At 35.5% G+C, this 13785-nt stretch carries 9 protein-coding genes; 2 read left to right on the forward strand and 7 right to left on the reverse strand.

Annotated features, from left to right (window positions below; translation table 11 throughout):
• Positions 1-13 precede the first annotated feature (13 nt).
• The 3 genes from purL to metK all read right to left on the reverse strand — a co-directional run bounded on the left by purL (position 14) and on the right by metK (position 6763).
• Positions 14-2152: a phosphoribosylformylglycinamidine synthase subunit PurL gene (gene purL / locus ACJROP_RS09715; RefSeq protein WP_406535267.1), complete on the reverse strand. Its 2139-nt coding sequence runs from the start codon at positions 2150-2152 to the stop codon at positions 14-16.
• A gap of 10 nt (positions 2153-2162) precedes the next feature.
• A complete protein-coding gene (ileS, locus tag ACJROP_RS09720; RefSeq protein ID WP_406535268.1) occupies positions 2163-5402 on the reverse strand; it encodes an isoleucine--tRNA ligase in 3240 nt (1079 codons plus the stop codon).
• Between the two features lie 191 nt (positions 5403-5593).
• A complete protein-coding gene (gene metK / locus ACJROP_RS09725) occupies positions 5594-6763 on the reverse strand; it encodes a methionine adenosyltransferase (RefSeq protein WP_406535269.1) in 1170 nt (389 codons plus the stop codon).
• Between the two features lie 304 nt (positions 6764-7067).
• Between metK and ACJROP_RS09730 the strand changes: the two genes are divergently transcribed.
• Together ACJROP_RS09730 and ACJROP_RS09735 are read left to right on the forward strand one after the other, a co-directional pair.
• Positions 7068-7733 carry a DsbA family protein gene (locus tag ACJROP_RS09730; RefSeq protein ID WP_406535270.1) on the forward strand — a complete coding sequence of 222 codons (666 nt, stop codon included), beginning with the start codon at positions 7068-7070 and terminating at the stop codon, positions 7731-7733.
• A gap of 61 nt (positions 7734-7794) precedes the next feature.
• Positions 7795-8121 carry a DUF192 domain-containing protein gene (locus ACJROP_RS09735; protein WP_406535271.1) on the forward strand — a complete coding sequence of 109 codons (327 nt, stop codon included), beginning with the start codon at positions 7795-7797 and terminating at the stop codon, positions 8119-8121.
• Between the two features lie 52 nt (positions 8122-8173).
• On the opposite strand, the gene ACJROP_RS09740 is transcribed toward ACJROP_RS09735, so the two are convergent.
• From ACJROP_RS09740 to ACJROP_RS09755, 4 genes are all read right to left on the reverse strand, one after another.
• Positions 8174-11056 (reverse strand): hypothetical protein, encoded by a 2883-nt coding sequence (locus ACJROP_RS09740; RefSeq protein WP_406535272.1) that lies wholly within the window; start codon positions 11054-11056, stop codon positions 8174-8176.
• Between the two features lie 108 nt (positions 11057-11164).
• Positions 11165-11857 (reverse strand): dihydromethanopterin reductase (acceptor), encoded by a 693-nt coding sequence (locus ACJROP_RS09745; protein WP_406535273.1) that lies wholly within the window; start codon positions 11855-11857, stop codon positions 11165-11167.
• Between the two features lie 6 nt (positions 11858-11863).
• Entirely contained in the window at positions 11864-13132 is a 1269-nt protein-coding gene (glyA, locus tag ACJROP_RS09750; RefSeq protein ID WP_406535274.1) for a serine hydroxymethyltransferase, read from the reverse strand.
• Between the two features lie 163 nt (positions 13133-13295).
• The coding region (locus ACJROP_RS09755; RefSeq protein WP_406535275.1) for a 4Fe-4S binding protein at positions 13296-13785 on the reverse strand (490 nt) is incomplete at its 5' end.

The raw sequence follows: 13785 nt of genomic DNA on the forward strand, positions 1-13785 counted from the left end.
CTCTCCAAGTCTATTATGCCATGTATTGTTCGATAACTCCATGATATGCATTATCCAAATCTTCAAAGCTGAATTCATGACCATTAATATTTAATGAATTGCCTTTAACTTCACCGATTACCTGAACATCAACATCTATTTTAGCCAAAATGTCATCAAGTGCATCTGCCTTTACTGTTAAAATATATCTGCCGTGGCTTTCTGAGTAAAGCAATTGTATTTTATCCAATTCATCATCTTCCAAATTGACTTCACAGCCAAGTCCTGATTTGATAACCATTTCTGAAATTGCAACAGCAATACCCCCTGCTGAAACATCGTGAACAGCAGTGATATCCTTGTTTGCATCCTCATCGATTAATTTTAAGACTGTTTGACCATTAGCCAATTCTTCATCGATTCTGATTCTTGGAGCAGTTCCCACTTCTAAATTGTGTATTGTTCTGTGGTATTCTGAACCGGTCAATTCATCGTAAGTCTTACCGATTAAAAGTATTTTGTCTCCTTCGTTTTTAAAGTCCATGGTTCTGATGTTTTCAATATTTTCAACACCAATTACGCCAACAGCAGGAGTAGGATTGATTTTGATTCCTTCAGTCTCATTGTAAAAACTTACATTTCCGCTGATGACAGGAGCATCGAATTTTTCAGCAACAAGGCTCATTCCTTCGATAGCTGTTTTGAATTGCCATAAAATCTCTGGAGTTTCAGGGTTTCCAAAGTTAAGGCAGTCTACAACTGCATATGGAGTTGCTCCCATGGAAATAACGTTTCTGATAGCTTCTGCAACACATCCTGCACCTCCATCAAATGGAGACAATTTTGTGTGGATTGTGTTTGAATCTGTTGTAAGTGCGATAGCAGTATTTTCATCAATTCTTAAAACTGCAGCATCATCACCTGGTTTTACAACAGTTCTTACTTGAACTTCATGGTCATATTGTTTGTAGACCCATTCTTTTGAAGCTATATTCGGACTGGATAACAATTTAGGTAATGATTCATAAACGCCAGGCTCTTTAAGCTCGATTTTTTGAGTGTCTTCAGGAATTTCAACTATAGGCCTGTCAATTGAAGGAGGGTCTGCTAAAAGAATAGTAGGTAAGTTTGCAATTTCTTCGCCTTCATCTGAAACAATCATGTTGTTTCCTTCAATGACCTCCCCGATTACTGAGGATGCGATTTCATGCTTGTCGCATATTTCATGAGCAAGCTCAACATCGCTAGGGTTAATGACAAATACCATCCTTTCTTGGGATTCGGAAAGCATTATCTCATATGGAGTCATTCCGGTTTCCCTTAAAGGAATTGCACGTAAATCCACTAATGCACCATTGCTTGAAGAGTCTACAAGCTCTGAAATACAACAGGTGAGTCCTCCTCCACCTAAATCCTTTACACCACTGACATTGATTTTTTCTAAGATTTCTAGTGAAGCCTCTAAAACTCTTTTTTTGGTAAATGGATCGGCTACCTGTACAGCTGGCCTGTCTTCGGTTTCACTGTCGGATGTCAACTCTTCTGATGCAAATGTTACTCCGTGAATTCCGTCACGACCGGTAGTTCCACCCATCAAGAAGAATACATCACCAATATTAGGTGCTTGGGCACGAACAATCTTGTCCTTTTCAACAAGCCCTACACACATTACATTGACTAACGGATTTGTCCTGAATGATTCGTCAAACTCGATTTCACCTGCTACGGTTGGAACTCCAACACGGTTTCCGTAATCGGAAATTCCTTTAACGACATGTTCAAACAGGTATCTTGATTTTTCATCTTCCAAAGGACCAAATCTAAGTGAATCAAGAAGTGCAATAGGCATTGCCCCCATAGATATGATATCCCTTAAGATTCCACCAATACCAGTTCCCGCTCCACCGTATGGTTCAATAGCTGATGGGTGGTTGTGAGATTCCATTCCTACAGCAAGTGCGTATTTGTCAGTTACGGAAACAAGTCCCGCATCGTCGCCCGGACCTAAAATAATATTTTCCCCTTCAGTAGGAAATGCCCTTAAAAATGGCCTGCTGCTTTTGTAGGAACAATGTTCTGAAAACATTACATCAAGCATTCCTTCTTCCAATTCATTCATTTTCCTGCCAAGGATTCCTTCAATATATTCAATTTCAGAATCAGCTAAAGTCATGTTAACACCCTTAATTTTTAATTGAAATAATTACCTTTTCTCCTTCAATATCCCATTCTTTGGTATAATCTTTAGAGTCTTTACTGCATTCTTCTGTATCAGTTATGATTAAGCTATTTGCCCTTACTTCGTGTGCGATGAATTCAGATTGAGGTACAATCAAGTCTTTAAATTCGGTTGAAGTTTCAACATCAACATTGATGTTTGCTTCTACATCCAAATCCAAGTCTTTCCTCATGTCTTGAATTCTTCTAATCAGTTCACGGGCCATAGCTTCCTGTCTGATTTCTAAAGTAATATTGGTATTTACAAATACGTTTCCACCATCAAATTCTGATGAAACAAAGTCATCTGGAAGTTCTGAGTCAAATAATATATCATCTGAAGATAATTCATGACCTTCGATTGTGATGCTTCCATTCGCTTCAAGTTCAGCTTTGATTTCGTTACCGTCAGCTTCTTTTAATGCTTTCATTACCTTACCCATGTCTCCTTTGAGTCTTGGACCTAATGCCTTGAGGTTTGGTTTTGCATTAAATGAGAGTTTATCAAATTCGCTGGCACTTAAAACATCTTTAGTATTTGATTGATCTTTAATAATATCGGATAACTCTTCAATAGCCTTTAAGACATCTTCATCTTGAGATACAACGGTGATGTCTGAAACAGGCCATCTGAGCTTGTATTGTGCAATGTCACGTGCCCTTATTGACGCATCAATGACTTCACGGACAACATCCATTTTAGCTTCAAGTTCCACATCTATTGCCTCTTCATCATATCCCCAATCGTTCATGTGAATGCTTTCAGGAGCATCCGGATTTACGCCTTTAACAAGGTTTTCATAGATTTCTTCTGTAACGTGAGGAGCTATTGGACATAATACTGAAATCAATTTAATGATTGCTGTGTATAGGCTGTAGTATGCGCCTAACTTATCCGGATCATCGCTTTCAACCCATGTCCTTCCACGGATGAGCCTTACATACCAGCGGCTTAAATCTTCCAAGATGAAATTGTTGATTTTTCTTGTAGCATTGTGGAAGAATAACTTATCCAAATCTTCAGCTACTTCTTTAACTAAAGTATTTGCTTTTGATATAATCCATTTGTCTTCAGCCCTTAAAATCATGTCATCTTCAGTCAATCCTACAGGATTGAAGTCATCCAAAGACATGTAAGTGGTTGAAAATACATATACATTCCATAAGATGTTGAACATTTTGTTAATGTTAATGAGCTCTTCCCATACGAATTTCAAGTCATCCCATGGTTTTGAAGCCCATAACAAGTAGAATCTGAGTACATCGGCTCCGTATTTTTCTATTACTTCTTCTGGAGCTACTACATTACCTAATGATTTAGACATTTTATTACCGTTTTCATCTAAAACGAAACCGTGCATCAATACTTTCTGATATGGACTTTGACCCATTGAAATTACCCCGGTACCGAGCTGTGAGTAGAACCATCCTCTTGTTTGGTCGTGACCTTCTGTAATGAAGTCATAAGGGAACCAATCTTCGAATTTGTCGTTTTGAGCAGGATAGTAAAGTGAAGCCCAACCTGCTACACCGGAGTCAATCCAAACGTCCAATACATCATGAATTCTTTTGATTGGCTTTCCGCAGTTGTCACATTTGATTTCAACTTCATCCACATACGGCCTGTGGATAAGTTCGGCATCTGAAACATTGATTTCAGTCAATGCTTCCTCTTTCAATTCATCTAAAGATCCGATTACCTTGATTTCTCCACAGTCAGGACATTCCCAAATAGGAATCGGAATACCCCAGTATCTTTGTCTTGAAATTGTCCAGTCACGTGCATTGTCTACCCAATCATAGAACCTTCCTTCACCGGCCCATTTAGGTACCCATTCCACACGATTGATTTCATCCAACATTTTTTGTTTGATGTCAGTTACTTTCAAGAACCATTGTTTGGTTGCAATATAAATAATTGGAGTTTTACATCTCCAGCATACACCGTATCTGTGCTCAATGGTTTCTGAATGATACATTAATCCTTTATCTTCCAAATCTTTGATGATTTGCGCATTCTCATCTTTTGTGAATTTGGTATTATATTTGCCTGCGGCTTCGGTAAAGCAGCCGTCTTCACCTACAGGACAGAATATTGGAAGGCCGTGAGCTTGACCTACTTCAAAGTCGTCTGGACCGTGTCCCGGTGCTGTGTGTACCAAACCGGTACCTTCGCCGAGCTCTACATGGTCTCCAGGTAAAATTGTATGTACTTTTTCAATTTCAGAGTCAAATTCCATTTGTTTTGGAATTTCATCTGCCAAAATATAATCATAACTAAGACCAAGTAATTCTTCACCTTTTACGGTTTTAATGATTTCATATCTTACTTCTTCCTCTTCGATTATTTGGTCTTCTTCATCTTCGTTTTCAGCAGGTATTTTGGTTCTGTGAACTTTAACTTGTTTGCCTAAAACATCTTCCATCAAGTTTTCAGCCAATATTAAAGTTTCACCGTCTTTTAAAACATAAACATAATCAAATTCCGGATTTGCACAAATTGCCAAGTTTGCAGGAAGTGTCCATGGTGTAGTTGTCCATACCAAGAAATAAGTGTTTTCTTCACCAGTTACTGGGAATTTAATGAATATGGATGGGTCAACCTTTTCTTCGTATTCGATTTCTGCAGCCGCCAATGCAGTTCCGCAGTGAGGACACCAGCTAATTACCCTTTGGTCATTAACAAGCAGGTTTTGCTCATTTGCCCTTTTCAATGTCCACCAGGAAGATTCCATATATTGCGGGTCAAGTGTCATATAAGGGTCATCCCAATCCATCCAAACACCCAATGAATCGAATTCCTTTTCCATAGCTACTTTGTTTTCCATTGCAAATTCCCTACATTTGTCTACAAAAGCAGCAATTCCTATATCCTCTTCGATTTCTTGCTTGTCTTTGATTCCCATTAAGTGTTCAACCTTATTTTCGATTGGAAGCCCATGCATATCCCATCCAGCTTGTCTTCTTAAGCTAAAACCGTTCATTGATTTGAAACGCAAATATGAATCTTTAATAACTTTGTTCCAAGCTGTTCCCAAGTGGATTTTACCACTACAGTATGGCGGACCATCTAAAAATGAGTATCTGGGACCATTTTCTCTAAGTTCATTTACTTTTTTGAAAGTATCTTCATCTTTCCAGAATTTCTGTACTTTCTTTTCTATTTTATCATGATCGTATGATTTATCTGCCTCTTTTATTGGCATTGTAACTCCTCTGAAATTAGTAATATATAATATCTATATTTTTGTTTAAGGTAATAAATAAAGGTTATTAGAATTAGGAATATTTTAAAAATTAAAAAGATTTTAAAAAAAATACGAAACAAAAAAACACGAATAAATCTAAAAATGAAAATGAGTAAAAAAATAGGAAAACTTCCCATAAGAGGAAAGTTTTATTCTTCAATATATTTTTTCAAGGCTTCAACTTTATCGGTTTTCTCCCATGGAAGACCTTCAATACCAAAGTGTCCATATTTAGCGGTTTGTTTATAAGAAACATCCCTTAAGCCTAATGTTTCAATGATTCCATCAGGAGTTAATTTAAAGTTGTCGCGCACTATCTTATCGAAATCAAGATCTGCTGCAGCAGTTCCGAAAGTATCAACCATAACTGAAGTCGGTTCTGCAACTCCAATCGCATAAGACAATTGAATTTCACATTTTTCAGCTAATCCGCTTGCTACAATGTTTTTTGCAATGTATCTTGCCATGTAACATGCGCTTCTGTCTACTTTAGAACAATCCTTACCTGAAAATGCTCCACCACCATGGCGTGCATATCCTCCATAAGTATCAACAATGATTTTACGGCCTGTTAAACCTGAATCCCCATGAGGACCTCCAATTTCGAATTTGCCGGTTGGATTGATGTGCTCTTTAGTATTTTCAGTCATCAATTCATCTGGAATAACTGCCTTGAAGAGTTTTTCACGAATGTCCGCCTTTAATTGCTCCTGATTATCAGACATGGTCTCATCATGCTGGGTTGACAATACTACTGCATCAAGTGAAATGACATTGCCTTCCTTATCATAATTTACAGATACTTGTGCCTTACCGTCAGGCCTTAAATATGGAATTTCACCGCTTTCCCTGAGTTCAGTCAATTTATTGGTTAATTTACGAGCTAAATCAATCGGATAAGGCATTAATGATTCGGTTTCATTGGTTGCAAAACCAAACATCATACCCTGATCGCCAGCTCCGCTTTCTTCATCTCCACGGTCAACTCCCTGATTGATATCCGGAGATTGTTCATGGAGTTTGTTATCAATTTTACAGGTATGACCGTCAAATTTTAATTCTGGTTTATCATAACCGATTTCAATGATTGTATCCCTTATGATTTTTTCAATATCCTCTTTTGAGATATTAGCTGATGAGGTTATTTCACCAAATACCATACAAAAATCGGTTGTTACACAAGTTTCGCATGCAACATGTGAATATTTATCTTGTGCCATGTACGCATCCAATATAGCATCAGAAATAATGTCGGCAACCTTATCAGGGTGGCCTTGAGTTACTGATTCTGATGTAAATGTCCTATATACTTCATTCATGTTATCACCAATAGTACATGTTAAATCTCATTATAACTTAATTTTATAAAGTATAATCTTATTAACATTATAAACAATCAATATAAATTATATCTTAAATATTATATAAAAATTATTAAAAATTCGACTAAACATAGATTTCTAGACAATGAAAAAAATTAATTAAAATAACAACCAAAGTTTCTAATAGTGATAATATGAGTTTCCACAGAAAATACAATTCACTTTTTAAAGCCGTAGACAATATGATGAAATTATATAAAATATCTAAAAAAAAGAAATCTGAGAAAAAAGAGGGCAAGAAATGAGAATCATCTATATGATAGATTTCAACTGCCCTTATTCTTATATTGGACTTGAAAGAATTAAAAAAGCAACTGAAAGTTTGAATCTGGATGTTGAATGGGAAATGAAATCTTTTGAACTAGAGCCATTTGCTGGAAAAAGGCCTGAAGTAAGCACTACAGAACGATATGCCTGTAAATATGAATTATCTTTAGACGATGCATCGAGTAAAATTGCAGAAATCGAAGAAATTGCACTTGATGATGGTTTAAAAATTAATTTTAAAGATATGCCGCTTACAAGCTCAAAAGATGCGCTCAGATTAACAAAATTCTCTCAAAACATACATCCCGAAATTACTTTAGATCTTGTAGACAAGATATTTTATTCTCGATTTGTTAAAAACGAAAACATTGCCGATATTAACGTTTTAACAAAAATAGCTATTTCATGCGGAATTGGAGAAGAAGAAGCTAAAAAAATACTTGAAAATAATTACTATAACATAGAGGCATTCTTAGATAAGGAAGATGCCCTTTCAAATGGAATTACATCAACACCATATTTTATTCTGGAGAAAAATGAAGAAAGACTAATGATTCCAGGAGTATTTTCAGCTGAAGAGTTTGAAATTGCCCTAAAAGATTTTGTTAGCGGAGATATAAAAGACAAAAGTTTTATTTGAAGTCAATATTGATTTAAACTCATTAAAAGCTTAAATATTTTAAAATAGAAATAATTAACTCATGATTTTAAATAAAACAACCAATGAATTAATTAATATAAAAATTATAAACGCAAATAGCTTTTTTAAACGTTTTAAAGGGTTGATGTTGAAAAAGGATATTGATTTTGCATTATTGTTTTACAACTTAAAAGACTCAAGCATACACACTCATTTTATGAGATTTGATATAGATGTTTATTTTTTAGATAAAAACAAGATAATTTTTGAAAAAGCAACATTAAGTCCTTGGAAATTTTATAAACCTAAAAAACAAGCAAAATATATTTTAGAGACTAAAAAAGACTGTTTAAATTTAAAAATTGGAGACAAACTAGATTTTATCTGATATCCCAAGAAGATGATTGTAGAATATGAATAATGAGGCCATGACTGGTGAACTAATATTCTTTTGAGTCATCATTATCCTGTCTTTCATAAATAAAACCTAAAACTAGGATAACGAGAGATATAATTAATAATATTAAAAAGGCATTATTAACATTATTATCGAAGTTTATTATACTCTTTGTTACTTCATAACTTTTAGCTCCGTCACCATGCCCGCTTCCTTGAGAGCAAAAATCGCCGCTGAATCCCTTGCCGTTGAATGATATTTTTCCATTGAAAGTGCCGTTTCCACTGCCGGACACATTTGAATTCCCACTGCCTGTGCCAATTCCACCAGTATTGTTTCCTAAGCCATTTGATTGATTGATATCATTAACCGGTTCTGTGGTTGGTGGTGGTGAGTAGTAGTAGCGGTATGATGTGATTTCTAATGGAACAGTGAGTGTTTTAGATGCATATCGTTCATTGCCTTCGAAATCTATTTCAACATTGTAATTACCGGGACTTAAATTATTGAATTCAACTGTAAGATATTTTGTGTTCTTATTTATTGTAAATTTCTTTTGTTCGCCGCCTGCACTTGCAGACAAAATAGCATCGGATTTGGATTGACTGATGTCTATTGCCAAGTAAATTTTATTTCCATCACTTTCAAGACAGGTAATTGTTGGAGCTTCTTTTTTTACAGTAACCTTTGATTTTAAAGTAACATCATTGTATATTTCATTTCCTTCAAGGGTAAAGGTTGCAGTGTAAACCCCAGGGTCTATGTCTTTAAAAAGCACTTCTGTTTTGCTTTTGGCTAAACCTTTTTTTACATTAATCACTTTTTCTTCATTGTTTAGATTAATATGGCAAAGCGAATTCAAATCTTCCCTACAGGATGGAAAATCTAGAGTGAATAAAACATTGAAGTCATCGGATGAATACTTTTTATTGAAAATTCTATTTGCTTTTTTAACTTCAAATGATGCCGTGTCATAAGTATTGTCTGCCAAATTGATAATTTTTATGGTGTAGATTCCTGCTCTAGGTAAATTTTCATTTTCAAACTCATAATTCCAGTCCAGATCTTCGTAGACATTAATCAAATAATCCCCAATGTATACAATTCCATCATCATTGCTTACTATGATTCCAACGTCTTGTATGCCAATTGGATTTTCCAGATCATCCCAATCATCATCCCAATCATCCGAATCCTCATCCCAATCCTCATCCCAATCATCCGGTTCATATAGATCCAGTTTAACAACAAACTCGGTATCCTCAAAATAAGTATGGCTTTTTTTATTCAGAATATGGACAGTCTTTTCCTTTTCATTAACGATTAGAGAAGTGTTGAACCGATAATAAACACCATTCGGTTTAATGTTGGAATCTATTTGGTTGAATTTGAAATGTAATGCATTATTCCTAAATGAAATATCAACATCATATGTGTATAATGTCTTAAAGTCAAATCTTATGCTGTGGTTGCCCGTTAGAATGTCTCTTTCATTTGTCTCTTCAATGGAGGATCTTGCAAAGAATGTTTTAATATTGATTGTGCTATTATCAGTATAAGAATCATAGATTTCAACATCATCGACAAAAACCGTCAGATTATAACAATAAGGCAAACCCTCGATTTCAAGGTTTATATCATCTGTGTGGACAATGCTTACAATATCTTGTGAATATATTGGGATAATCTCTGTATTTTTATTGATTATGTTTAGCTTTGTATTTGCTACATATTTATCGTTCAAAATTACGCTGCTGTCATCAAAATCAAAAAAGTCGAGTATTAAAGTATCATCATGCCATGATATTTCTGGATTGAATTTTAAATACTTATCTAAAAATACGAATTCAAAGGAAATATTATGAATTCCCTCATTAAAATAATTTCCATCAGCATCTTTTGTAGGTATATAACAGATATTTTGCCATGAAAACAGAACGGAGTTATCATAAACTTTCACACCATCAATATAGACTGCAACATCACATGCTTCATCACCTTCAAAGAGTACAGGAATGCCTCTAGTGTAAGTTATATTAATTGGAGGGGTATTTAAATAAATTGTATTTAATTCTGGAAAATCTAAAATGTTTAAAGTGGTATTGACTATCGTGATGTATTTGTTTGGTGAATAAACTTTTTTGGATTTGACGAACTTAACATTAATCATGGAATCTGAATTATCTGCTTTAACATCATACTTGGCATAGACCTGATCAGATTCCACTACGCAGACAAGATTATAAGAACCTATCGCTAACTTAGTAGTGTCAATCTCATTCAAACAAGGATTTTCATCAATGTCAAACGAATTAAATAATCTATCATTAAGATAGATGATAACTTTACCGGAATTTAATCCTTTAATATTTAATAAAAGTGAGTCAGAATAGGTTATGTCAATATCCCCTAAATCGATTGTTGTTGATATTGGCTCCACACTTTTTATAATATTAAATTTCGAATTGAACCTATAAATTGAGTTTTGTGGATCTTCGCTGGTGCCGATAAGGTTAAAGTCAAAATATAAACCAGAATCTATGATGTAGACCTCAGGATCGTATACTGAAGTGGTATTGGTGAATTTGAACTCATAAATTATATTATGTTTTCCCAAACCTAAAGGCACCTCATCATCAATCATGACCGTTGTTGGAATATCAATTTGGTCATAGGCAACATCATTGAATTCATCATTGATTGTAGAGTTATGCCCGTTGATATAAACATTTAAACTCCAAGCTTCATCAACATTGATTTCAACGGGAATATAATCGTCTTCTTCAACCACCAACATCTCATCATCGATGTCTAAATTATATTCCTCATCCTTGAGTATAGGGTCTGCAGTGTCATTTGCATCATCATGAGCACTGACAGCACCTATCATTAAAAAGATTAAAACAATCAACAACAATCTTCTCATAACATTTTTTAGATTTATCTATAATAAGTATTAAATATAATGTTGTTGAACTACTTGGCTCCTTCGAAAACCTGTGTGATTTTTAAAAAATTAAAAATAGGAGATGAGTTAGAGTTTATATAAAATCTCATCCGGTGTTTCAAAAATTTGAATATTGTCAATACTTGTCAATTTTCGAGTATTTTCAATATCAATATCCCTCATATAGATTGTAATGATTTTTCCCTCTGATATTGCATCATACGGACATGTATTTCTGCACAGCCCACAGCCAATACATTTTGTCAAGTCTATCTCTTCATGGGCAATGATTGCACCTTGCTGGCATGCAAGTGCGGCCAAACAGTCATCACAATTTTGACACTTTGAAAGTTCCATTTTTGACGGTAAAACCGTGTCAATAGGTCCTGGATATATGTCAACCGGAACCATATAAACAGGAACAGCACCTTTTCCAGCTTGTGCCACCGCATTTGTAACCAAAGTATCCGCAATACCATAAACTATTTTAGAAACAGTATTTGCTGTAGCTGGAGAGACTATTAAAATGTCGTATTTTCCAAGTGAAAGACGACCTGTAATTGGATATGAAAATTTTTGGTCTGAATCAGTGGCAAGCTCCCTATATTTTCCGCCGGTTATGCGCTCAATGCGCTCATAAAGTCCATACATCTTAAGCACTTCTTCAGCAGCTCCTGAAAGAAATACTGTAACTTCATGTTCGCCGGCTAATTTTTCGGCCAATTGTACTGATTCACGAAGTAAATGACCAGCTCCAGTAAATGCAAATCCGATTCTCATATTAATCTATAATTTATGATATTGGTAAGCTTCCCTGTCTGAGAAGGCATAGTCAAGTTTTGTGTATTGATTCATGAATTCGGCAACTTCATCAGCAATGTCTTCCTTATCGACTGCTACACGTTTGATGAATTCAGCAACTTCATCCATTTCTTTTTCTTTTAAACCTCTTCTTGTGATTTCTTGAGTACCTATTCTGATACCTGACGGATCATCTGAATTGTCTCTGTCATCGCCCGGCAAGAGGTTTTTGTTTAGGATAACATTATTGTCAGCCAATTCTTTTGCAATGTCTGATGCGGATCTGATGTTGGTCAAGTCAACAGCAATTTGGTGGGACTCGGTAAATCCTAAGTCTTCACACAATACATTGAATCCCCTTTCATACATTGCCTGACCAAGAGCCTGTGCGTTTTTGATAATTTGTTTTGCGTAAGCTTCACCGAATTCCAACATTTCAGCAGTTGCAATTCCTAAACCAAGCAAGTGGTGTAAATGATGGTTACTTACAACACCAGGAAATACTGCTTCATCGATTATCTCTTCATTTTCTTTGCTTGAAAGGATGATTCCACCTTGTGGACCAGGGAATGTCTTGTGGGTAGACCCCATCATCAAATCTGCCCCTTCTTTGAGTGGTTGTTGGAATTGGCCTCCAGCAATAAGACCCAATACATGAGCTCCGTCATACATGACTGTTGCTCCAACTTCATCAGCAGCTTCACGAGCTTCTTTGATTGGGTGTGGGAACAGGAATAAACTTCCACCGAATAAGACTATTTTTGGTTTTTCTTCAAGGATTTTTTTGTTCATCGCATCGATGTCAATGTTCATTATATTTTTATCTAATGGGTGGAAAACTGTTTTAAGGCCGTGAATACCGGCAGCACTTACATCAGCGTGAGAGATGTGTCCTCCTGATGGTACTTCTAAAGCCATAACCTTATCACCTGGGTTTGCATAACCAAAGAATGCTGCAAGGTTTGCTGTTACACCGGAGACCGGCTGTACGTTAGCATAATCACAATCATATAATTCGCATGAAAGTTTTTTTGTCTTATCTTCCACTAAATCTACATATTGGCATCCTTCATAAAATCTTTGGAAAGCTTGTCCTTCTGCGTATCTGTGAGCAAAATCAGTTGCTACTGCTTCTGTTACTTCTACACTAGTAACATTTTCAGAAGCGATGAGATTTATACTATTTCTCATATATTCAGTATGTTCTTGTGCGATTTTTTCAAAATTTAAAATTTCATCATGATAATCAGTCATTTACTACACCTAATATCCAATTAAATATTTATGATTAGATTTTTGTTTATCTTCAAATATAAGATTTATGAAAAAAAGGGTTTTTTGAAAAAAATCTGAAAATTATATTAAAAAAAGTTAAAAAAAAAAGTAAAAAAAGAAATAGAGAAATTAATCTCTAAATCTATTTACCTAAGTCTTCAAGAGCAGCACTGATTTGTGCCATAATTTGCTCGGTTTTGAAGTGTTGTTGGTTCATTGCACCAGATGGACATGCACCTACACAAGTACCACATCCTTTACATAATGCGGAGTTGATTTGTGCAAATTCTTTTCCACCTACACCGGTTGCGATTGAAATAGCGTCGAATGGACATAATTCAACACATACTTGACAAGCACCACAAACGGTTTCGTCGTTGGATGCAATAATAGGTTCGATTTCTACTTCTCCTTTAGCCATTGGGATAGCTGCTCTGGATGCTGCAGCTGAACCTTGTGCTACGGAGTCAGGAATATCTTTAGGACCTTGTGCTACACCAGCAATGTAAACACCGTCAGTTAAGGTGTCAACAGGTCTGAGTTTTGGGTGAGCTTCCATGTAGAATCCGTCTGCAGATCTGGAAAGACCTAAGGTTTGTCTGAGTTCGTCAGATCCTGCAGAGTGTTCGAGA

It is taken from the genome of Methanobrevibacter sp., from assembly GCF_045220775.1.
Classification (GTDB): Archaea; Methanobacteriota; Methanobacteria; order Methanobacteriales; family Methanobacteriaceae; genus Methanocatella.